This is a genomic window from Mycoplasmopsis hyopharyngis (genome assembly GCF_045276885.1).
Lineage (GTDB): Bacteria > Bacillota_I > Bacilli_A > Mycoplasmatales > Metamycoplasmataceae > Mycoplasmopsis > Mycoplasmopsis hyopharyngis.
Window position 1 is genome coordinate 205,994 of sequence record NZ_CP174164.1, and the last position, 24,024, is coordinate 230,017.

General features: G+C 30.6%; 16 protein-coding genes, 9 tRNA genes and 2 rRNA genes. 26 read left to right on the forward strand and 1 reads right to left on the reverse strand.

Going from position 1 to position 24,024, the window contains the following annotated elements; translation table 4 throughout:
- Positions 1–22: 22 nt before the first annotated feature.
- On the reverse strand, positions 23–1,663 hold the full coding sequence (locus ACJA25_RS00850; protein ID WP_406615808.1) for a hypothetical protein: 1,641 nt from the start codon (positions 1,661–1,663) through the stop codon (positions 23–25).
- Positions 1,664–1,875: 212 nt separating this feature from the next.
- On the opposite strand from ACJA25_RS00850, the gene ACJA25_RS00855 reads away from it, so the two are divergent.
- The 26 genes from ACJA25_RS00855 to ACJA25_RS00980 all read left to right on the forward strand — a co-directional run bounded on the left by ACJA25_RS00855 (position 1,876) and on the right by ACJA25_RS00980 (position 23,962).
- Positions 1,876–1,949, forward strand: a tRNA-Gly gene (locus ACJA25_RS00855).
- A gap of 75 nt (positions 1,950–2,024) precedes the next feature.
- Positions 2,025–2,882, forward strand: a complete 858-nt coding sequence (truB, locus tag ACJA25_RS00860; RefSeq protein ID WP_406615810.1) for a tRNA pseudouridine(55) synthase TruB — start codon at positions 2,025–2,027, stop codon at positions 2,880–2,882.
- A gap of 4 nt (positions 2,883–2,886) precedes the next feature.
- Positions 2,887–3,729 (forward strand): YcsE-related riboflavin metabolism phosphatase, encoded by an 843-nt coding sequence (locus ACJA25_RS00865; RefSeq protein ID WP_406615812.1) that lies wholly within the window; start codon positions 2,887–2,889, stop codon positions 3,727–3,729.
- 17 nt (positions 3,730–3,746) lie between these two features.
- Entirely contained in the window at positions 3,747–4,592 is an 846-nt protein-coding gene (locus tag ACJA25_RS00870) for an FAD synthase (protein ID WP_406615814.1), read from the forward strand.
- A 30-nt stretch (positions 4,593–4,622) separates the two neighbouring features.
- On the forward strand, positions 4,623–5,321 hold the full coding sequence (locus ACJA25_RS00875) for a pseudouridine synthase (protein WP_406615816.1): 699 nt from the start codon (positions 4,623–4,625) through the stop codon (positions 5,319–5,321).
- A 109-nt stretch (positions 5,322–5,430) separates the two neighbouring features.
- Positions 5,431–5,697, forward strand: a complete 267-nt coding sequence (gene rpsO, locus ACJA25_RS00880) for a 30S ribosomal protein S15 (RefSeq protein ID WP_406615818.1) — start codon at positions 5,431–5,433, stop codon at positions 5,695–5,697.
- Positions 5,698–5,796: 99 nt separating this feature from the next.
- Complete coding sequence (gene recA / locus ACJA25_RS00885; protein WP_406615820.1) at positions 5,797–6,807, forward strand: recombinase RecA; 1,011 nt, start codon at positions 5,797–5,799, stop codon at positions 6,805–6,807.
- 17 nt (positions 6,808–6,824) lie between these two features.
- Complete coding sequence (locus tag ACJA25_RS00890) at positions 6,825–7,643, forward strand: TIGR00282 family metallophosphoesterase (protein WP_406615822.1); 819 nt, start codon at positions 6,825–6,827, stop codon at positions 7,641–7,643.
- A 392-nt stretch (positions 7,644–8,035) separates the two neighbouring features.
- A 16S ribosomal RNA gene (locus ACJA25_RS00895) occupies positions 8,036–9,546 on the forward strand.
- 302 nt (positions 9,547–9,848) lie between these two features.
- Positions 9,849–12,730, forward strand: a 23S ribosomal RNA gene (locus ACJA25_RS00900).
- Together the 16S and 23S rRNA genes with 8 tRNA genes alongside form the textbook arrangement of a ribosomal RNA operon.
- A 415-nt stretch (positions 12,731–13,145) precedes the next feature.
- Positions 13,146–13,222 (forward strand) — tRNA-Pro (locus ACJA25_RS00905).
- A gap of 4 nt (positions 13,223–13,226) precedes the next feature.
- Positions 13,227–13,303, forward strand: a tRNA-Ala gene (locus ACJA25_RS00910).
- Positions 13,304–13,306: 3 nt separating this feature from the next.
- Positions 13,307–13,383, forward strand: a tRNA-Met gene (locus tag ACJA25_RS00915).
- Between the two features lie 21 nt (positions 13,384–13,404).
- Positions 13,405–13,480, forward strand: a tRNA-Ile gene (locus ACJA25_RS00920).
- 1 nt (position 13,481) lies between these two features.
- Positions 13,482–13,574 (forward strand) — tRNA-Ser (locus ACJA25_RS00925).
- A 51-nt stretch (positions 13,575–13,625) separates the two neighbouring features.
- Positions 13,626–13,702, forward strand: a tRNA-Met gene (locus ACJA25_RS00930).
- 4 nt (positions 13,703–13,706) lie between these two features.
- A tRNA-Asp gene (locus ACJA25_RS00935) sits at positions 13,707–13,783 on the forward strand.
- A gap of 3 nt (positions 13,784–13,786) precedes the next feature.
- A tRNA-Phe gene (locus ACJA25_RS00940) sits at positions 13,787–13,862 on the forward strand.
- A gap of 154 nt (positions 13,863–14,016) precedes the next feature.
- Positions 14,017–15,798 carry an ABC transporter ATP-binding protein gene (locus ACJA25_RS00945; RefSeq protein ID WP_406615824.1) on the forward strand — a complete coding sequence of 594 codons (1,782 nt, stop codon included), beginning with the start codon at positions 14,017–14,019 and terminating at the stop codon, positions 15,796–15,798.
- Positions 15,799–15,807: 9 nt separating this feature from the next.
- A complete protein-coding gene (locus tag ACJA25_RS00950) occupies positions 15,808–17,628 on the forward strand; it encodes an ABC transporter ATP-binding protein (protein ID WP_406615826.1) in 1,821 nt (606 codons plus the stop codon).
- Between the two features lie 15 nt (positions 17,629–17,643).
- Positions 17,644–18,537 (forward strand): hypothetical protein, encoded by an 894-nt coding sequence (locus tag ACJA25_RS00955; RefSeq protein ID WP_406615828.1) that lies wholly within the window; start codon positions 17,644–17,646, stop codon positions 18,535–18,537.
- On the forward strand, positions 18,537–19,451 hold the full coding sequence (locus ACJA25_RS00960) for a nucleotidyltransferase (RefSeq protein WP_406615830.1): 915 nt from the start codon (positions 18,537–18,539) through the stop codon (positions 19,449–19,451). The genes ACJA25_RS00955 and ACJA25_RS00960 overlap by 1 nt, the downstream gene beginning before the upstream one ends.
- Before the next feature lie 164 nt (positions 19,452–19,615).
- The gene (locus ACJA25_RS00965; RefSeq protein ID WP_406615832.1) at positions 19,616–21,145 is read left to right on the forward strand and encodes a phospho-sugar mutase; all 1,530 of its coding nucleotides are present in this window, start codon (positions 19,616–19,618) and stop codon (positions 21,143–21,145) included.
- 12 nt (positions 21,146–21,157) lie between these two features.
- The gene (locus ACJA25_RS00970; RefSeq protein WP_406615834.1) at positions 21,158–22,444 is read left to right on the forward strand and encodes a glucose-6-phosphate isomerase; all 1,287 of its coding nucleotides are present in this window, start codon (positions 21,158–21,160) and stop codon (positions 22,442–22,444) included.
- A 146-nt stretch (positions 22,445–22,590) separates the two neighbouring features.
- A complete protein-coding gene (locus ACJA25_RS00975) occupies positions 22,591–23,274 on the forward strand; it encodes a potassium channel family protein (protein WP_406615836.1) in 684 nt (227 codons plus the stop codon).
- 1 nt (position 23,275) lies between these two features.
- Positions 23,276–23,962 (forward strand): hypothetical protein, encoded by a 687-nt coding sequence (locus tag ACJA25_RS00980; protein ID WP_406615838.1) that lies wholly within the window; start codon positions 23,276–23,278, stop codon positions 23,960–23,962.
- Positions 23,963–24,024 lie beyond the last annotated feature (62 nt).

Sequence of the window (24,024 nt, forward strand, 5' to 3'; positions counted from 1 at the left end):
GACATTAGCCATTGTTTGATAATTAAATTTGAGTAGCTTGATTTTCAGAACCATTTACAATCAAAGCAGGAGTTCCAATTCTTCTTAAACTTAAACTTGTAATTTCAGAACCAAAATCTTTAACTAATTCTTTTTCAGTTTTAGAAAGATCTAATTTATAAATTTTTGTATTTTCAAACACGAAATATAAAGTGTTATTAATATTACATAAAAGATTTTTGCTGTTAGCACCTAAATCTAATACTTTAGAAACTTCTAAAGTTTTTGCATCTAAAGCATTTAAATTGTAAGTTGCATTTTCTTTTTCAATGTAGTAGATTTTACCATTTACAAAATTCAATGCTGAGGTTTCTTTTTTAAGTAGTTCTTCTATTTTAGGAATAAAGGTTTTTTCTTTTTCTTGCTTATTAAAAATAGTAGTAATTTTCTCACTTACAGGTGTTGTTAGTAAAAATAGAGTTTCATTAGTTGTTGTACTTGGCTTTTCTTTAAACACCTCGATAATTGTAGCCTTATCAGTTTTGTTTGAACCATCTTGGCCAATTACTTTGATTTTATCCTCCCCACTATCATCTGCTCAAGTAGGATCACAATAGAATCAAGAATTAGTTTCTTTGTTATAAACAGATAAAAAGGTATGACCATCACCAGTTAAAACTCTAAACTTGACTTTAAATAATGAAAGCAATAATGACATTTGGTCAACGTATTCTTTACATACACCTTTATTTAAAGTATAAGCTTCGTTTAATGATGAGTTGTAATTAACATAGTTAATGTTTTCAGAAACAAATTTAGAAAGAACATAAACTTTTTCAATTGTGCTTGCTTCTGGTTTTAAAAGTTTTTTGGCAGCCTCAATATATTCTTTTTGTTTTTTAACACCTTCTTCTGAAAGTTTGTTTCTATTTAAAGAAATTGAAGAAATGAAATTATTTTTAGTTTTAAATACAACAGAGCCTTCACTAACTAATGAAAGATATGAATAAGTTTCTAAATCATTTTGAAGTATTTCAGAAATTACTTCGTAATACAAGTCATTCGTGATTCCGTTTGCTTTGGTATCATATCTTTTAGCAACGTAGCCTTTTGGAGCATCTTTTAATTCAGTTAATAAACTTACAAGATGATTTTTTAATTCTTGTTTTGTTCATTGATGGTCAAAAGTTACATTTGGTGGATTATGTTGCTCTTCACTAGCATCAAGTTCTTTTTGAAATGCTTCATTGTCTTGTTTTACTTTTAAGAATTTCTCATAAGCAGCATCGCTAAATTGTTCTTTTAACAACTCATCAATTCTTTGGAGTAAAGGTTGTACTTTTGGTCAGAAAATTGTAAAAGAAGTCATTGGTGAAAAGTCATAAAACTTTTGACTCTCTAATAATTGTTTTAAACTTTTTAACTCAGTGAAATATATAGTCTTTTTATCAACAACTTGGGGATTTGAAGGTTGTTCTGGTTCAGGCTTAGGATCGGGTTTAGGAGTAGGGACTTCTGGTTTAGGTTCAGGTTGAGGCGTTGGTTTTATAGGGTCAGTAGTTTGACCGGGATCTATCTTTTTTGGCAAGGAATTACCAAAACAATTTTTAGCAGAAATTGTCAAAGGTGTTAATGCTATTAATGTTGTACCTAAAAATAAAAATTTTGATAATGACTTTTTCATTGCTCTCCTAATATCAAGTTTATGTTCTAACAATAATCTAATTTTAAATTAATATAGCAATATATTAAAAGTTATACTAATATAATTATTAATTATATTTTTTTACCAAAAATACTATAAACAAATGTTTTTAGTAAAAAAATGACTAAAAAATTATTGAAAAAATATTGCTATTTTTTAATTAATATGTTGTAAAATATTTAAGTTAAATTGCAAATGTAGTTCAATGGTAGAACATCAGCTTGCCATGCTGAATACGGGAGTTCGATTCTCCTCATTTGCTCCATTTATCATTAGATGCCATTTACAATGTACTTGAAAAAGTACATTTTTTAAAACCATTGAAGCAATGAAAGGTCATATGTTTTATCTAATATATAAAGAAAAAAATATCTCGTCATTTCAAGCAATTAGAAAATTTGCTCATAAAAATAAAATAAAAAAAATCGGTCACACTGGAACACTTGATCCATTAGCAAGTGGTCTATTGTTAGTGGCTACAGACGAAGATACTAAATTAATTCCTTTCATTGAAGTTAAAGATAAAACTTATGTTACAACTATTCATTTTGGTGTTCAAACTTCTACATACGATGCTGAGGGCGAAATTATAAATAGTTCGCAAATTAAAATCAAACAAGAAGATTTAAACAAAATTAATCAATGATTACTTGAACAAACATCTCAAATACCCCCTATTTTTTCTGCTAAAAAAGTCAATGGGATTAGAGCTTATGATTTAGCGAGAAAAAATAAAGATGTAGTTTTAAAACCACAAAATATCACGGTTTATAAATCACAAGTTTTAGAATTTGATTTCGAAAATCAAATCTTAAAAGTTGAACTTTCAGTTTCAAACGGAACTTATATTCGTTCTTTAGTTAATGATTTAGCACTTGCTTTTAATACATTTGCATATATGAAAGATTTGGAAAGAATTTCGATAAGCAATTTAAATAAAGATTTATTAATAAATAAAAACTTTGCTAAAATTAAATACCAACAAATTTTGCCAAGTAGGTATTTTGATAGCACAAAAGAAGAACAGCAAAAGCTACTAATGGGACATACACTTCAAAAAGATTTAGATAATGGAATATATTTTGCAAGAAGAATTGACAATGCAAATGATGATTCTATTTATGGAATTGTTGAAGTTAATAATAAAACTTTAAAAAGCAAAAATCTTTTTGGAAATAGGATTTTAAAGGAGAACTAAAGTTATGAATATTAAGGAACTTTTAAAAAAACAAATCAAAATCGCTGCTTTTGATATTGATGGAACAATTTTGCCAAACGGAAAAACAAGTTTTAGTCCACAAATTATTTCAATGTTTAAAAAGCTAAAAGAAAATGGGATCACAACTGCAATTGCATCAGCAAGAGAATTTGTAACCATTGGTAAATTACTAGAAGAAGTTCCTACATTAGATTATTTTATAGGTGCTAATGGAACATTCATTTATGATGTACAAAATAAAAAAATAATTTTTGAAAAAATTATTAAATTTGAAGATTTCAAAAGAATTTATGAATACTTTATTTCTCAAAAACAAGTATGTACTGGTTTTACCATTATGGACACTAAATTTGGTTTTTATTCACCAGGCACCAACATTGATACTTGATTTTTAAGACCCCATCATCAAAAAATGATCCATGTTGATTACAACAAAGTAGAAAAAGATCACTTACACATTATTACTTTAGTAGCTCATGGTTATCAAAACACTACTTGATGTTCTGAAAAAGCAACCCAATTAATTGACCAATACAATATGGACTTAGAAGTTAATTCATTATGATCAAATGGACTTTTTATTTCTCCGAAAGGAATAACTAAATCCGCAACTTTAAATAGATTATGTAACATTTTAGGATACACCCAAGAAAACTTAATTGCTTTTGGCGATTCTTCAAATGATTTCGAAATGTTAAGAGACGCTTTTTATGGTGTTGCTATGGATCATTCATCAGATGAATTAAAAAGAGTAGCAAAAGATGTTGCTTTAGATTGTGAATATGATGGAGCTTATATTAAATTAATAGAGTTGAACTTAATCTAATTTGATATCATAAAAATATGAGTGATTTAACCATCTTTTCAATTAATAATGCAATCCAGTTTAATCAACCAATTTTTATTTTAGGTGCTTTTGAGTCCTTTCACATAGGACATTATTTTTTACTTGAACAAGCTTTAAAAATCAAACAAGAAGACCAAGATATTGTTTTAGTTTATTTTAAAGACGTAGACAAATTACCTAAAAATAAAAATCAAAAAATCTTTATGGATTTAAAAAGTAGAATTCAAACCTTTGCTAACTTAAATTTTAAGTATGCTATTGAACTAGTTTATGAAGAGATTAAAAATCTTGATGCAAATGATTTTTTAAATAAACTTTTCGAAAATCAAGAAGACTTTCAAATTATAACTGGTAAAGATTTTTGCTTTGGCAAAGATAAAAAAGGAAATGTTGAACTTTTATCAAACACTTATCCTGATCGTGTTTTTTCATTTGAATTAATGAAATTAGAAAACAAAATTAAGATATCAACTTCCTATTTAAAAGAAAATTTAGAACTAGGCAATATCGATTTTAACAATAAACTTTTGATTGAACCATACCAAATTAGTGCCATTTTACATAAAGATCTAACTTTGGACATTGATGATTTAGTTTTGAAGGTTCCAGAAGGAATTTATGCTAGTTCATTAATTATTAAAGATTACGAATACAAAGTTGTTTTATTAAATGATGGCCAAAAATATAGAGTTAAATTTTTAGATTTTAACTATAAAGGCAAAAACGATTTACAACAAGCATATTTATTGATAGAAAAAGAAATTAGATTTTTTGCCAACAACGAAAATAAAGAAATATCCAAAAATGATGTATTTGAAGTTAAAAAACATTATTTTGAATAATTACTGCACCTTTAATTTTAAAGAGAGTATATGAAACAAATTAGAATTGAAAAATATATTGCTGAAAATACAACATTAAGTAGAAACGCAATCAAAAGCAAACTTAAACAAAAAGCTATCAAAGTTAATGGACAAATCATCAATCGCTTAATCAAAATAAACCCTAATAAAGATGTAGTTGAATTAGACAATTGTGTTATTAAATATGAAGAATTTCAATACTATATGTTTAATAAACCTGTTGGTTTTATTACTGCTAACAACGATTGATATAATGCTACCATTTTTGATATTTTAGGTTTAAAAAGGGACAAATTTTTTGCTTTTGGAAGATTAGACAAAGATACCGAAGGTTTATTAATAATTAGTAATGATGGACAAATGTGCCACAATTTATTAAGTCCTAAAAATCACGTTCCCAAAAAGTATTTAGTTAAAGTAGACAAAAAATTAGATTCGCAAATATTGTTTCAACATTTACCTATTAAAATCAATGAAGAATTTGTTGTTGAAAAATACAAATTTGAGCAAATTGATGACAAAAATTGCTATTTAACCATTTACGAAGGAAAATTTCACCAAGTTAAAAAAATGTTTGGTGTCTTGGGTTACAATGTTCTATTTTTAAAAAGAATTGAATTTGGTAAATTGGCTTTAGATCCAAATTTAAAAATAGGCAGCATTAAAAAGTTAAGTCCAGAAGAAATTGCTTTAATGCAACAAAAATAATCATTCGCTTTATGGTAAAATAAGTAATGCATTTAATAATGCTTAATTTATAACTTGGTAGTAAATACGTTTATTACTAGGTATAAACATAAATCGTTAAGGAGATTTTATGATCGATAAAAGACAAAAAGCTGAAATTATTAAAAAGTATGGTAAAAATTCAAAAGATACAGGTAATTCTTTTGTTCAAATAGCTATTTTAACTGCTGAAATTGAAGATTTGAAAAAACACTTTGAAAAGAACAAACACGATAACCATTCACGTCGTGGTTTCTTAGCAAAAATTACAAAACGTAGAGTTCTATTACAACACTTAAAAGAAAATGATTTCAAAACCTATAACAAATGTTTAAATGAACTTCAATTGAGAAAATAATTTGTTTGTAAAATTAACAAAAAAGGTGCTTTTTTGTTAATATTTTTTATTTTTAATCAATTTGATTAAACTTCACACATTAAGAAATGTGGAGGAAAAATGATTAATGACACAATTGTAAAATCAGAAAATAAAAAAGAAATTCTTTCTTTAGTAAAAACAATTGAAAAAGAATTTGGTGAAGGTTCAATTATGCTTTTAAATAATGAAGAACCATTACAAAAAATTGAAGTTTTTAAAACTGGCTCATATTTATTAGATAAAGCTTTAGGAATAGGAGGCTATCCTAAAGGTAGAATCGTTGAAATTTATGGACCTGAAAGCAGTGGTAAAACCACACTTTGTTTGCACGCAATTGCAGAAATTCAAAAACAAAATGGTTTAGCAGCCTATATTGATGCTGAACATTCATTTGACCCAATGTATGCAAAAAATCTAGGGGTTGATTTAGAAAAATTAATTCTATCTCAACCCGATTCAGGAGAGCAAGCTTTAGAAATTGTTGATATTCTTGCTAAATCTTCTTTTGTTGATTTAATTGTTGTAGATTCTGTTGCTGCTTTAGTACCAGAGGCTGAACTAAATGGAGAAATGAAAGATCAACAAATAGGAATGCAAGCTAGATTAATGTCTAAAGGATTAAGAAAAATCACTGGACATTTAAGCAAAAATAAAACCACAATTTTATTTGTAAATCAAATTCGTGAAAAAATAGGAGTAATGTTTGGTAATCCTGAAACCACTACAGGTGGAAGAGCACTCAAATTTTATTCATCTATTAGAATTGAAGTTAGAAAATCTAACACCATAACAGATGGTAAAGATATTACTGGAAATGAAGTTAAATTAAAAGTTGTAAAAAACAAACTTTCAGTACCTTATAAAACTGCTGTTACGGAAATAGTCTTTTCACAAGGAATCGATAAATTATCTGAATTAATTGATTTGGGTGTAGAACTAAACGTCTTTGAGAAAAAAGGTGCTTGATATTCATATCAAGGTAAAAATATAGCTCAAGGGAAAAAACAATTTAAAGATTTCTTGATAAATAATTCTGATTTTATGCAAAAAATAGAAGATGAAATTTTAAGTAATCAAGAAGAAAAATAAAGTAGAAAGAAAATTTTATGAATAGACAAAATAAGAAAATTAATGTTTTGTTTATAGGTGATGTTTTTGGAGAACCAGGAATCAAGTGTTTAGAAAAACATTTAAAAAATTTAATTAATAAATACGAAATAGATTTTGTAATTGCTCAAAGCGAGAATGTTTCATCGCGTAAAGGTCTTACACAAGAAGACTATTTAAAAATGAAAGAAATAGGAATAAGTGCTTTTACATTAGGAAATCACGTTTGAGCTAAAAAGGATATCTTATCTATTATTAATAATGACGATGTTATAAGACCTTTAAATATTCAATCATCATACGCAGGACACGGAACTCAAGTTTTTGTTTTGGAAAACAACATTACAGTTAGAGTTACTTCTTTAATGGGGATAACTTTTAATCAATTACTAGCACCTTGAGGTGAAGAATATGCTAATAACTTTTTCGATGTTTTCGATGAGCTTTTAAGATATGGCGAACCAACAGATTTTCATATTATTGACTTCCATGGTGAAACCACAAGCGAAAAAAATGTTTTCGGTTTATATATTGACGGAAAAGTTGATGCTCTATTAGGAACACATACACACGTGCAAACTAATGATGCTCACGTTTTACCAAAAGGCACATGTTATATCACTGATGCTGGAATGTGCGGACCTTTTAATGCTGCTATTGGTGCCAACTTTGAAGAAGTGTATAGAAAAATGCGTTATGGTGATTCAGTTAAATTCAAAGTTTCTGACAACAAGGTTCAATTAAACGGAGTTGTTTTGCAATTAAACACTGATAAAAAGAAGAATAAAATTTTTCCAATCAACATTTTGCCAGAATAATTATTAATTTCTTATTTAAATTGCTTTTACAATGTAGAAGCGATTTTTTTATTATTTATTCCTTTTTTATATTAATAATTAATGTATTTTTGCTAAAAACAGCTCGATTTTAGATAGCTTTTGAAAAAAATAAAAAAATTAAACAAAATTAATAAATATTTCAAATAATTTTCTTACATTTTAAAAATCTTGTATTATAATCATTAAGTTATTTTTAAAGGCTTGTTATTAAATTAATGTGTTCGAAAAAATAACAAATACAAAAAATTAAAAAATTTATGCTTTTTTATTTTTTCTGTATTATAATAGTTAAGTTATTTTGCTAACACTTTTTTTAGCAACTTAACAAAATGTTCTTTGAAAACTAGATATTATTATACATGACAGTCAATTTTTTCGAGAGTTTGATCCTGGCTCAGGATGAACGCTGGCTGTGTGCCTAATACATGCATGTCGAGCGGAGTTAGCAATAACTTAGCGGCAAATGGGTGAGTAACACGTACTTAACGTACCTTTTAGTTTGACATAACGGTCGGAAACCAACGCTAATTTCAAATACTTGTGATTTTCGCATGAAGATTACATAAAAGGAGCTTTACGGCTTCGCTAAAAGATCGGGGTGCGCAACATTAGCTAGTTGGTAGGGTAATGGCCTACCAAGGCGATGATGTTTAGCGGGGTTGAGAGACTGAACCGCCACACTGGGACTGAGATACGGCCCAGACTCCTACGGGAGGCAGCAGTAGGGAATTTTCCACAATGGACGAAAGTCTGATGGAGCGACACAGCGTGCCTGATGAAGGCCTTCGGGTTGTAAAGGGCTGTGGTAAGGGAAGAAAAAGTAGCATAGGAAATGATGTTGCCTTGACGGTACCTTATTAGAAAGCAACGGCTAACTATGTGCCAGCAGCCGCGGTAATACATAGGTTGCAAGCGTTATCCGAAATTATTGGGCGTAAAGCGTCTGTAGGTTGTTTATTAAGTCTGACGTTAAATTTTGGGGCTCAACCCCAACCCGCGTTAGATACTGGTAGACTAGAGTTATGTAGAGGTTAGCGGAATTCCTTGTGAAGCGGTGAAATGCGTAGATATAAGGAAGAACACCAAAATGGCGAAGGCAGCTAACTGGACATATACTGACACTGAGAGACGAAAGCATGGGGAGCAAACAGGATTAGATACCCTGGTAGTCCATGCCGTAAACGATGATCATTAGCTAATGGGGAGCTCATTGGCGCAGCTAACGCATTAAATGATCCGCCTGAGTAGTATGCTCGCAAGAGTAAAACTTAAAGGAATTGACGGGGACCCGCACAAGCGGTGGAGCATGTGGTTTAATTTGAAGCTACGCGTAGAACCTTACCCACTCTTGACATCTTCTGCAAAGCTATAGAGATATAGTGGAGGTTAACAGAATGACAGATGGTGCATGGTTGTCGTCAGCTCGTGTCGTGAGATGTTTGGTTAAGTCCTGCAACGAGCGCAACCCTTATCCTTAGTTACTACATTTAGTTGAGGACTCTAAGGAGACTGCCCAAGTAATTGGGAGGAAGGTGGGGACGACGTCAAATCATCATGCCTCTTACGAGTGGGGCAACACACGTGCTACAATGGGCGATACAAAGAGATGCAATATGGTGACATGGAGCAAACCTCAAAAAGTCGCTCTCAGTTCGGATTGAAGTCTGCAACTCGACTTCATGAAGTCGGAATCGCTAGTAATCGTAGATCAGCTACGCTACGGTGAATACGTTCTCGGGTCTTGTACACACCGCCCGTCACACCATGGGAGCTGGTAATGCCCGAAGTCGGTTTTTTCAAACTGCCTAAGGCAGGACTGGTGACTGGGGTGAAGTCGTAACAAGGTATCCCTACGAGAACGTGGGGATGGATCACCTCCTTTCTACGGAGTACAATTTTTTGTTTTTTTACAAAGATCCTTTTTCTCACAATTTATTTTTATATTTATTTTGTTATGTATTGCTTCTGGATCTTGGCTAATATCTAGTTTTGAGAGAACATTTCTCTCAATTGTTCTTTGAAAACTGAATAGTAGTAAATTTGATATTACAACGACATCAAAAATAAAATTAACAAAATAATTGTCAATTTGTTTTGATCATCGAGTAATCATTATTGTTTAATAATAATAATGATTCATTGAAATGTCTTAAATACACATCAACAATAGGTTTTATATTGTACTTTTAAATAAGTAAGAGTTTGTGGTGGATGCCTTGGGTCTGGAAGTCGATGAAGGACGTGATTACCTGCGATAAGCCTCGTGGAGCCGGATATATGCTTTGAAACGGGGATTTCCGAATGGGGAAACCTAACTAGGGTAATGCCTAGTTGCAAATGATTGAATCAATAGATCATTTAGCGAGACACCATGTGAACTGAAACATCTTAGTAGCATGAGGAAGAGAAAATAAATAATGATTTCATCAGTAGCGGCGAGCGAAAGTGAAACAGCCCAAACCAATTTTATTGGGGTTGTAGGACAGTCTATATAGAGTTACAAAATTTAATGATAGCAGAAGCTTTTGGGAAGAAGCGGCGAAGAGGGTGATACCCCCGTAAGCGAAATCCTTAAATCTCTTGACTGTATCCTGAGTAGGGCGGGGCACGTGAAACCCTGTCTGAATCTGCCAGGACCACCTGGTAAGGCTAAATACTAACCAGACACCGATAGTGAACTAGTACCGTGAGGGAAAGGTGAAAAGAACCCCGAGAGGGGAGTGAAATAGATTCTGAAACCACTTACTTACAATTAGTCAGAGCCCGTTAATGGGTGATGGCGTACATCTTGCAGTATGGACCGGCGAGTTATGTTAACATGCGAGGTTAAGCAGAAAAAAGCGGAGCCGTAGAGAAATCGAGTCTTAATAGGGCGAATTAGTATGTTGATATAGAACCGAAACCATGTGATCTATTCATGAGCAGACTGAAGCTAGGTTAATCCTTAGTGGAGGGTCGAACCACAGTACGCTGAAAAGTGCCTGGATGACTTGTGAATAGCGGAGAAATTCCAATCGAACTTGGAGATAGCTGTTTCTCCTCGAAATAGCTTTAGGGCTAGCGTGTGATGTTAAGCATTGGTGGTAGAGCACTGAATATGGAATGGCCGCGCCTAGCGGTACTGACTATAATCAAACTCCGAATACCAGTGTGTACTGTCATGCAGTCGGAACCGGGGTGCTAACGTCCCGGCTCGCGAGGGCAACAACCCAGATCGTCGGCTAAGGTCCCAAAATCGTGTTAAGTGGAAAAGGTTGTGAAACTTCACAAACAACTAGGAGGTTGGCTTAGAAGCAGCCACCCTTTAAAGAGTGCGTAATAGCTCACTAGTCAAGAGGTTTTGCGCCCACAATGTAACGGGGCTAAAACACGATACCGAAGCCACGGGTACTTTATGTACGTTAGAGGAGCGTTCTTATTGCGGTGAAGTTAGACCGTGAGGACTAGTGGAGCGATAAGAAGTGAGAATGCCGGTATGAGTAACGATTCGTAGTGAGAATCTACGACGCCTATTGGGGAAGGTTTCCTGGGCAAGGTTCGTCCACCCAGGGTTAGTCAGGGCCTAAGGTGAGGCTGAAAAGCGTAATCGATGGACAACAGGTTAATATTCCTGTACTTTCTATAAGTGTGATGGAGTGACGGAGAAGGATAGTTCTACCCATTATTGGATTTGGGGGCAAATATTTACTGGTCAATGTAGGCAAATCCGCATTGTATAACCGGGAGGTATGACGCATAGGCAACGAATTGAATGAGTTCACGCTTCCAAGAAAAGCTTCTAGCCGTATGATCTTATAGAAACCTGTACCGAGAACGGACACACGTCCCCAAGATGAGTATTCTAAGGCGAGCGAGAAAACTAGTGTTAAGGAACTCTGCAAAATGACCCCGTAAGTTCGCGAAAAGGGGTGCCTATAGTAAAATATAGGCCACAGTAAATTGTGAGGGGCAACTGTTTATCAAAAACACAGCTCTCTGCTAAACCGCAAGGTGATGTATAGGGGGTGAAGCCTGCCCAGTGCCCGAAGGTTAAACGGATTTGTTAGCTTATGTGAAGCATTGAAGTGAAGCCCGGGTGAACGGCGGCCGTAACTATAACGGTCCTAAGGTAGCGAAATTCCTTGTCGGCTAAATACTGACCTGCACGAAAGGCGCAATGATCTCTCAACTGTCTCAACACTAGACTCGGTGAAATTATGGTCCCAGTGAAAACGCTGGGTTCCCGCATCAAGACGAAAAGACCCCATGGAGCTTTACTACAACTTCGTATTGGAACTTGGCCTAACATGTGTAGGATAGGTGGGAGACTTTGAAGCGAGGACGCTAGTCCTGGTGGAGTCAACCTTGAAATACCACCCTTGGTATGTTGAGTTTCTAACCTGCTATCATAAACCGGTAGGGGGACAGTGCGTGGTGGGTAGTTTGACTGGGGCGGTCGCCTCCTAAAGAGTAACGGAGGCGTTCAAAGATACACTCAGTATGGTCAGAAACCATATGTAGAGCGCAAAGGTAAAAGTGTGTTTGACTGTGAGACTTACAAGTCGAGCAGGTGCGAAAGCAGGACTTAGTGATCCGGCTGTTTATTGTGGAATAGCAGTCGCTCAACGGATAAAAGTTACCCTGGGGATAACAGGCTTATCTTGCCCAAGAGATCACATCGACGGCAAGGTTTGGCACCTCGATGTCGGCTCATCGCATCCTGGAGCTGGAGTCGGTTCCAAGGGTTGGGCTGTTCGCCCATTAAAGCGGTACGCGAGCTGGGTTCAGAACGTCGTGAGACAGTTTGGTCTCTATCTGATGTGGGCGTTGGAATATTGATGAGAGCCGTTCTTAGTACGAGAGGACCGGAACGGACATACCACTGGTGTTCCTGTTGTTGCGCCAGCAGCATAGCAGGGTAGCTAAGTATGGAAAGGATAACCGCTGAAAGCATCTAAGTGGGAAACCTCCTCAGAGATGAGTATTCCCTTGAAATTCCTTGTAGACTACGAGGTTGATAGGCTAGAAGTGTAAGTACAGTAATGTATTCAGCTGACTAGTACTAATAAATTGATAGGTTTAAAAGTAATTGTGTATTTAAGATATTTTAATGAATCATCAATCAAAGTGATTCCTACTATTCAGTTTTCAAAGAGCATTACTCCAAGAGTTGCTCTTGTGAGTATTTTTTTTATTTTCAAGACCCTCTAAAAGCTGAAAACAAAAAGTCAAAGCTTAAAGCAAAATAGACACAAATTTAAGGCTATTTTTAAAATTTAAATTATGTAAAAATAAGCTTAAATTTGTTTCTAAAATCTTAATTAAGTTAATTAATAAATAAAAAAATTTGTTGTATTTTCCTTATTTATAGACAAATAAGGAAAAAATATCAAAAATATATTTTTTTAAAATATTTTTGATATTTTGATGAATATTTTAACCCAAAAAAATTTTTATATTATATAATACATTATGCTTATTTATTTATAGCATTTACAATGTGGAGAAGTAGCTCAGCTTGGTAGAGCGCTTGGTTTGGGACCAAGTGGTCGCAGGTTCAAATCCTGTCTTCTTCACCATTGTGGGGGGTTAGCTCATTTGGCTAGAGCGCCTGCCTTGCACGCAGGAGGCGGTGGGTTCGAATCCCATACTCTCCACCATTTGGCGTTGTAGCTCAGTTGGTTAGAGCGTCCGGTTCATACCCGGAAGGTCAAGAGTTCGACTCTCTTCGACGCTACCATATGGCAAATCTAGCTGTTAAGGACCTATAGCTCAACGGTTAGAGCAACCGGCTCATAACCGGTTGGCTACAGGTTCGAATCCTGTTAGGTCCACCATGGGTGATTACCCAAGCCTGGCTGAAGGGAATAGTCTTGAAAACTATCAGGGGCTTCACGGCCCGCGGGGGTTCAAATCCCTCATCACCCGCCATTTGCTCTAAGTATCTAGAGCATCAAAAAAAACAAAACAAAATATATACGTCGCGGAGTGGAGCAGTTTGGCAGCTCGTCGGGCTCATAACCCGAAGGTCATTGGTTCAAGTCCAGTCTCCGCAACCATTATGGTCCAGTGGTAAAGTGGTTTAATACGTCTCCCTGTCACGGAGAAGATCGCGGGTTCAATTCCCGTCTGGACCGCCATTTGGCTCTGTAGCTCAGTTGGTAGAGCAACGGACTGAAGCTCCGTGTGTCGCTGGTTCGATCCCTGCCGGAGCCACCATTTCATATCTAAATTGATCAACACCTTAAAAGGTGTTTTTTTATTATCATTTTTCTAATTTTTCCAATAAATTATTAATAATAATTTATTACCCTATTTTATTTTTATTATAATTTTAAGAGTGTTTATTTGTAAGGAGGTGAAAATGATAAAAATGATAAAGATGTTACCTATCAAAAATAAGTTGTTATTTTTATTAGGAGCATTTGTAATTTCTTTAACTGTTTTTGTTTCCTTATTTATGTCTAATGTTATTGGTCAATTTATAAAGTTGATCATTAGTGATAAAAGTCAAAACATTGATATTAATTTTTTTTCAGGTAGATTGATTTTTAAAGATATAGATTATGGAATAGCAAAAAGGAATTTAATTTTATCTTTTGCTGGATTAACTATTTTTAATGCCTTAGCTATTTTAACTGCTACAGTTTTAATTGTTTATACTGCTGAATTAAGTAGTAAGTTTTATAGAGATACTCTTTTTGCTAAAATTCAAAATTTATCTTTAAAAAATATTGCTGATTTAAAAGCAGAAAGTATTATTACTAGAGTTTCTAATGATGTGGCTGAATTTTGAGATTTTTTAGTTAATGGAACCACAGCAATGATTAAAGCGCCAGTAATGGTTATAGGAGGGGCTATTTTAGCCTTTTTAACCGATAAAAAGATGTCAATTGGTGTTTGATTAATTATTCCTTTAATCATAATTATTATTTTATCTATTGGTTTAGCAGCTAGTCCAAGCATTAAGAAAAACCAAAAGGTTATTGAAGAAGTTACTAAAAATGTTAATGAAAACATTTTAGGTGCTAGAGTTATTAAGACATTTAATTTACAAGCAAACCGCAAAGAAAAATTTCATATCGCTAATCGAAATTGATATAGATTGCAATACAAAATCAACATCATATTTGCGATAGGAAACCCTTTATTCTTTTCTTTAATCAATTTACTTATTGCTGTTGTTTATTGAGTGGTAGCGCGTCAAATCACTACTAAACCATATGATTTAACCGCTAATAAAGAACTAATTGTTAATATCAATGTTTTTCTTGATTATTTATTTATTGTTAGTTTTGGTGTGATTTTAATGAGTATGTTTTTAGTTTCTTTATTTAGAGCTAAAATTTCTGCACAAAGAATAACTGAAATTTTGGATTATGACATTAAATTACTTGAAAGAAAAAACGACAAACACATTAGTAATTATGATTTAAACGTTAAGGAACTATCTTTTAAATACTATGATAGCTCACCTGATTATTCATTATTAAACATTAATTTTACTTTAGGTCAAAATAAGGTTTTAGGAATCATTGGCCCTACTGGTTCAGGAAAAAGCACATTGGCTAACTTGCTTGTTAATAACTACATTTACAATGAAGGTTCAATTAAAATTGGTGAAAATGAAGTTAATGAAATAGATAGTCAAAACTTAAATAAATCTATTGGAATAGTTTATCAAGAAGCATTGCTTTATACTGGTACTATTAAATCAAATATGCTTTTTGCTAAAGATGATGCTAGTGATGAAGAAATCATTGAAGCATTAAAAAATGCTTGTGCTTATGAGTTTGTAAACAATTTTCAAGATGGATTAGAACACAAAGTTAAACAAGGTGGTAAAAACTTATCAGGTGGTCAAAAGCAAAGACTTTCTATTGCTAGAACCTTGTTAAGAAAACCAAAAATTATTATTTTAGATGATTCAACTTCAGCGTTAGACAATCTAACCGCTAATAAGTTAATTAATAATATTAAGCAAAATTACAATTGTTCATTAATAATCATTTCTCAAAAAATTAGTGCCATTAAAAGTGCTGATAACATTTTAGTTTTAGCTAGAGGAAGCGTTATGGCACAAGGTAGCCACAAAGAATTAGTTAATGAATGTACTTTATATAGAGAAATCTTTAATAATCAATTAGATCAATAAAGGAGAAAAATGAATATCGTTTCTAATAAAAATGAAGTTAAAATTTCAACATTTTCTCTTTTTAAAAATCTTTTTAGATTCCTCAAAAAAGAAAAACTATTATTATTCTTTGGTATTTTCATCACCATTTGTAATGCTTTAAGTTATGTATCTGGTTCTGCTATCATTGGGATGATAGTTAAGAAATTCTTTTCTGAACCGGTTTTGGCTAATGGTGATTTATTTGATCATAGAAATTTTATTATTTGATTATCTTTATTAATTTTAGCTTTTGTAATGTACAGCATATTCAGGCTTATTCAAAACCGTATCTTTGTTCATTTAACTTTTAAAACTTCTGCAAGAATGAGAGAAAAAATAATGAACAAATTGCTTAAAATGCCTATTAGTTACTACGATAAGCAAAAATCAGGTAATTTAATTTCCATTTTAGTAAATGACGTTAATAATATGTCTAACTCAATGCTACAAATGTTGAACGAAACCTTTTCAAATTTTTTCAATGCTTTATTTTCAATAATTGTAATGTTCTTTTTTAGTACGTTAATGTCAGCAATCATTTTTCCTTTTTCAATTTTGTTATTTTCTTTAAGTGCTTTAATGATTAAAAAAGCTCGCCCATATTATGTAAAAGTTCAAGACAAATTTGGTGACTTAAATGCTTATGTTGAAGAAATGCTAACCAATTCAAAAATTACTAAAACCTTTAATAAAAAAGAATATGCACAAGAAAAGTTTCAAGAAATAACCACTGAAATTTATAAAAAAGCCTTTATTGGTGATGCGGTTTTAAGAGTTTTTGATCCTTGATATGCAGTGGTATCTAATGTTTTACTTTTAGTAATAGTTGCTTTAGCAGTTACTTTTAAAAATGCAAACATTCCTTCATATGGAATTAACAATGCACCTTTTGAAGAAGGTTTAGTTCTATCTTACATTGCTTTAATGTATAACTATGGTGGAACTATCCAAAGTGTTTTAAATGTTATTTTAACTAGTCAAATAGGTGTTGCTTCTAGTGCTAGAGTTTATAAATTGTTAAATCTAGAAACACCAAAAGATATTGAAGATCCAGAAATACTTGATGAGAACATTCAAGGAAGAATCGAATTTAAAAACGTTGATTTTAGATATAGTTCAAAATCAAGTAAATACCAATTAAAAGGTGCTTCTTTTATCGCTGAACCTGGTCAAACTATTGCTATTGTTGGCCCAACAGGAGCAGGTAAAACAACAATTATTAATTTACTTTCTAAATTTTATGACTACGAAAGTGGTTCAATAACTATTGATAATCATGAACTAAGAAAAATTCCTTCTGCCAATTTAAGAGATTTAGTAGCAATTGTTTTGCAAGATTCATTTATGTTTAATGACACCATTAAAAACAATTTAAGATTATTAAATCAAAACATTAGTGATAAACAAATTGAAGAAGTGGCTAGAATGACATTTGCTCATAATTTTATTGAAAATATGCCTAATGGATATGACACAATTGTTGAAAATAATGGTGATAATTTATCTCAAGGCCAAAGACAATTATTAGCTATTACTAGAGCAATTTTAGGTAATAAAAAAATCTTAATTTTAGATGAAGCTACTTCTAATATCGATTCTAATACTGAACAAATTATTCAAAAATCATTAATGGAAATAATGAAAAATAAAACTAGTTTTGTAATTGCTCACCGTTTAAGTACTATCAAAAATGCTGATAAGATTTTAGTGGTAAACGATGGTCAAATCATTGAACAAGGTACTCATGATGAGTTATTAAAAGCAGAAGGTTTTTACGCTAGATTATATCAAAGCCAATTTGATAATTAAGTATAAAATTTAACAATGAAATTTAAAAAACAACTTTCAAAATTTATTATTTTTTCAACACTAACTTTTTCAAGTGTTTTTTCTTATTCTTGTTCTTGTAATCAAAAGTATATTCAACAACAAAAAATAAATTTACAAAAAATAAATTCAATCAAAAATCCTTTAGGAGTTTGACAATGAAGAATCGAAAATATTACTATCGATTCTATTAACTTTTTAGTACAAAACAACATCAAAGAAATTTACTTAAAAGTTAATGAAATAGGCCAAAAAGAAAAAAATATCTTACAAAGTTTAAAACAAAAAGGTATTAAAATTTACTTTCTTTTAGGTAATAAAAACTTTTTATTAGATGATACAAAACTAATAACTAAAATCAATGACTATATTTCTTTTAACCAAAAAGAAAAACTTTTTGAAGGGATTCATTTAGACATTGAACCCCACCAATTTAACCAAGAATGAAAAGTACTAGAAAAAAGAAAAGAGTTAATTTTAAAATTTTTAAATTTAATTAAGAAGTTAAAAAATCAATTCCCTTTAATTAATTTTGAATATGATATTCCATTTTGGTTCAAAGACCAAATAACTTTTGATAATAAAACTAAATTGCTATACGAGCATATAATTGACATGGCTAACAGAACATTTTTTATGCTCTATAGAAAACAAGGAATTAAAATCATCAGCTTATCAAAACAAATAATTGAATATGCTAAACAAAAAGATAAACAAATATTTATTTGTGTTGAAACATCAAAAACAGATGAAGAAAATATAAGTTTTTATGAAAGTGATAAAACTACTATGGTTGATGAGTTATTAGTTATTGCTCAAAATATTCCTTCTCATTTTGGCATTGCTATTCATCACCTTGAAGCTTTCGAAAAACTTAAAGAGGTTAAATAATGAGAATTGGAATAATTGCGGAATATAATCCTTTTCATAATGGTCATTTAGAACAAATAAATTGAATAAAACACAATTTTCCCAATAGTGAAATTATAGTTTTATTAACCGATCAATTTACTCAAAGAGGCGATTTAAATATCTTAAGCTTTGAACAAAGAAAGAAAATTTTAGCAAACTATGATATAAAAGAAGTTTACAAAATGACCTTTGAACAAAGTGTTCAAGCAGCACATATTTATGCTAATAATGCAGTTTGTATTTTAAATGAAAAAAATATAGACAAATTGGTTTTTGGTTCAGAAACTTGTGATATTCAATCAATGATTCAAAATGCAAAGACTTTAAAAAATAAAGAACGTGATTTTTTTCTAACTGTTAAATCAACTTTAAAACAAGGCAAAATTTCATACCCGCAAGCTGTAAATGTAGTTTTAAAGCAATGAAATCTAAAACAATTTACTTCTCCAAACGATATTTTAGGTTATGAGTATGTAAAAGCAATTGTTAATAACGATTTTAATATTGAACCAATTGCAATGAAAAGAAATGTAGATTATTTTTCATTGCAATCTCAAGGTAATATTGCTTCCGGAACATTAATTCGCCAAATGCTTTTGAACAATGAAGATGTAAGTAAATTCACACCCATAAAAAGTTTTTCAAAATTTAAACAGCTTAGTGATTATTATCAAGAGTATCAAAAAATAATGTTTAAGATTGACAAAGAAAAATTATTAACCATTCCATTAATTTCAGAAGGGATTGAAAATTTGTTATTAAAACATATTAATATTTCTACATTTGAAGAATATATTGATCAATGTACTTCAAAGCGTTATACTTCAAGTAGAATTAAAAGAATTATGGCTTGAATTCTTTATAAATTTTCAAAGATTAAAAAGTTTATTTAAAGCTATAAGTTTATAAAATTAGAACTTCGATTATTAACTATAATTTTAAATAGTTGTTAAAATCATTAACTTTTAAAAAGATTTTGTTTTAAAAGTAATTAGTTTTTACAAAAAAAGGAGGACCAAACATTGTTTTAAAAAAGCAATGTTTCTTGGATAAATCTATGGAAAAACAAAGATTAGAATTTGGTACCGCAGGTATCCGTGGAAAAATTGGTTATGGTCAAGAATTTTTAAATTTAGCATACGTTGAACAAATAATCACTGGCTTTGCTTTATATTTAAATAACAAATATCAACACGTCAAAGAAAAGATAGTAGTTATTGGCCGTGATAATCGAAATATGTCCAAAGAATTTGCTTACTATGCTGCTAAAATTCTTTCTAGTTATGATGTTAAAGTTAAATTAAGCGAACCTATTTGTCCTACTCCTTTTGTATCCTTTGCAATCTTAAATTATGAAGCGATTGGTGGAATTAATATAACTGCTAGTCATAATCCTAAAGAGTACAATGGTATTAAATTATATAACCCTATTGGTGGTCAATGCTTGCCTGAAGAAATCGAGGAAATTAAAAAATTTTTTCCAGCATATGATTCTAAATTTGAAAAAGCAAAAGTTAATTTTTCATTAGAAAAAAATGTCGAATATATACCAGAAAAAATGTATGTTGATTTTTACCAAAAAGTCCTAAAAATAGACAAATTAGAAAAAATTGACAATGTAAAAATCTTGTATTCCCCTTTACATGGAACTGGCTTAGAAGCTGCAAAATTTATCAAACAAAATTGTTTTAAAAATCCTGAAGATTTTAATTTAGATACCTTACAAGCAAAAGAAGATATTGATTTTACTCACTGTAAAAATCCTAATCCCGAAACCAAAGAAGCTTATGAAGTTTTAATAGACATTGACCAAAAAAGCAATCATCTTTATGATGCTTTAATAGTAACTGATCCAGATAGTGATAGAGTTGGAATAGTGATTTATAAAAACAATCAATACTTTTATTTAAATGGAAATGAAACAGCAATCATCATTTTTGATTATTTATTAAAAACTAAAAAACCAAGTTCAAATGACTTTTTATGCTATTCATATGTTTCTACCAACCTACCTGCAGTTATGGCAAAAGAGCAAGGAATGAAAATATATGAAGTTCCTACTGGTTTTAAATGAATGGGTAAAATTATTAATGAACACCCAAATGAAAATTCATATTTTGCTTTTGAAGAAAGTTATGGTTCATTAATAGATTCAAATATATCAAGAGATAAAGATGCGATTCAGTCACTTTACATTTTAACTAAGATAATTAGCTATTATAAAAAACAAAACTTAGACATAATTGATGTGCTGGATAGCATTTATCAAAAATATGGTTATGTAGAAAGCAAAAATATTAATGTAAATTTACAAAATAATGATTTTTCAGTTTTACCTAAAATTCAAAAATCATTTAAAGATATCAATTTTAAGGACGCAACATTAATTGATTACAATTTAGCAACTAATTTTACAAAATCAAATATGCTCAAATATGTCTTTAAGGATAATTCTTGAATAGCTTTAAGACCATCAGGAACAGAACCAAAAATTAAATTCTATATATTTGCTTATGGAAAAACAAAAGAATTAGCAACTAAAAAATATGTACAATTAGAAAAGCAAATTCTTAATATCTTAAAATAAAAAGAGGTCATTATGAAAAATATTACTTTTGATTACTCAAAAGCTTTAACCTTTGATGAAATTAAAACCTTTCAAAATAAAGTTAATTCAATTCACAGCCATTTGGTTAAAAAGACAGTCGTGGAAAAAGAATGACTAGGTTGATTTGATTTACCAGAAAAAACTGATGAAAAGTTATTAGATTCTATTAATGAAGCAGCAAATAATTTAATGAAACAAAAAGTTGAAGTTTTAGTAGTTATCGGAATAGGTGGTTCTTATTTAGGGGCAAAAGCAGGTTATGACTTTATCTACGGTCCTTATGCGCCTAATAAACCAAAAATTGAATTACTATTTGCAGGCAATGATTTAAGTGCTGAAACTTTAATTAACAAATTAAAATATGTTGAAGACAAACGTTTTGCAATTAATGTAATTTCTAAATCAGGAACTACTTTAGAACCTTCAATTGCTTTTAGAGAGTTTAGAAAACTTTTAGAATCTCAAGTTGGACTTGTTAAAGCTAAAAACTTAATTATTGCTACTACTGATGAATCAAAAGGAATTCTTTGTGAAATGGCTAACCAAAAAGGTTATACCAAATTCATTATTCCAAGTGATGTTGGCGGAAGATTTTCAGTTTTAAGTCCTGTTGGTTTATTCCCATTAGCTTGTGCTGGTGTCGATATTAAAGAAATGATAAATGGTGCTAGAGATTTAAATCTAGAACTACAAGATTCAGATTTATCAAAAAATGATGCTTATGCATATGCTGTTTCTCGTTTTATTTTAAGTAAAAAATATTCAGTAGAATTGATGGTTTTATACGAACCAAAAGTTTTATTCTTTAGTGAATGATGAAAACAATTATTTGGTGAATCAGAAGGAAAAAATAATAAAGGTCTTTTACCAGCAAACGCTACTTTTTCTACTGATTTACATTCATTAGGTCAAATGATTCAAGAGGGTCAAAAAACTTTATTTGAAACCATTTTGAAAGTTAAAGAACCAACATCTAATATCTTTTTTAAAACTAATGATGTTGATTATGACAATTTAAAATACTTAGACGGCAAAAGTTTACATGAAGTTAATAATGTAGTTTATGAAGCAACATTAGATGCTCATTATTCAGTTGGTAAAGTTCCTAATTTAGTCTTAACTTTTAAGAACTTTAGCACTTATACTTTAGGTTATTTATTCCAATTTTTTGAAAGAGCTTTAGCTATTTCAGCATACTTATTAGGAGTAAATCCATTTAACCAGCCTGGTGTAGAAATCTATAAAAACAATATGCTTAAAATACTTAAAAAGAATTAATTTGTTCAGAATTAATTTTTTGTTTTTTCCTTTTTTATAGGTAAATATAAAAAAATGGATTTCATATTTTAAACATTTATTTTAGTAAAACATATTAATGTATTAAAATTATTTTAATATGTTTATATTAAACATTTGAGGTGTCAATGAAGTTTAGATTTAGAAATACAAATAAAGACATTTGTGTAATTGGTGCGGGTCGTTTTGGTTCAGCAGTTATTTCCCAATTAGCAAAAATGAAATGCCCAGTTTTAGTAATTGAAAAAGAAGAAGAGAAAGCAAGACCATTTGTTGATGTTGTACAAAAAGTTGTGATAGCAGATGCTGCTGATATTAATGTTTTAAGAGAATTAGATATTCAAAAAATTAATACAGTGGTTGTAGCAATGCCTGACAATATTGAAGTTATAGCTTGCTTGTTAGAATTAAAAGTTAATAACATTATTGCCCGTGCAGTTAGCAAAAGACATGCTAGAGTTTTACAACAAATTGGTGTAGATGTTATTATTAGACCAGAACATGAAGCTGGAGTTAGAACTGCCTTATTTGCTGCTAATCCATCTTTTAGTAAAAATGCTGAAAACTTGCAAGAACTATCAGATGGTTTTGTGATGGGAACTACAATTTTAAAAGATGAAACTTTTGAAGGAAAACAAATTAAAAATTTAAATTGATCGAACAACGGAGTTTCAATTGTGTTGATAAGTAGAAATGGTTCTTCATTTATACCACATGGTGATTTTGTCTTACGTAAAAACGATTCATTAACTTTAATAGGAAAAATTGAAGATATAACACGCCTATTCACTGAATTGTCTCCTGAAAAATAAAATGAAAAACAAATATACTAAGATTTTTGTTAAAAAAATTAAAAGAGAATTATTAGCTAAAAAAAGAATCCTTGCTCAAGATTCTTTTTGTTTTAATAGAAAAAATATCATTTATTTATTAACCAGAATGGCTATTTATTTGGGTTTTTACTTATTAACAATCATTGTACCTTTTATTAGTTTTATTCCAATAGTACCTAAAATAGTTACAATCACTTATTTACCTTTTGTGATGGTTTTTGCTATTTGTCATTTAGGAGTTTTTGGAGCTTTAATTTCCGGTTTTGGTTTTGGTTTATCTTCTTGATTTGTAGCGATTATTTATGGTTTTTCAATTCGTTATCAATATTTTGACATTGCGGTTATGCCAAGACTTTTAAATGCAGTAGTTGTATATTTTCTTTATCTTGTGTTGAAATTTAAAAGCAATCCAAGGTTATGAAAATTTATTTTGCTTTCATTAATAGCAACAATTTTAAATGTGGTTTTAACAGTTTCTGCAACTTTTTTTAGACATCATTTTATTGGTCAAATTCCAACAGTTTTACCTTTTAAAATTTGATTTATAAGACACATACCATCAATAATATTAGAACCAGTTTTTGCTGTTTCTATCTGTTTATTAACTTATAAATTTTTAGTCTATACAATTCAAAAACAAAAAAATGATGCTATGTTATTTTATTAATTAGCGTCTTAAATAAAATAACGCATTCACCTTATTTATAGTTAAATAAATAAAAAATAAAA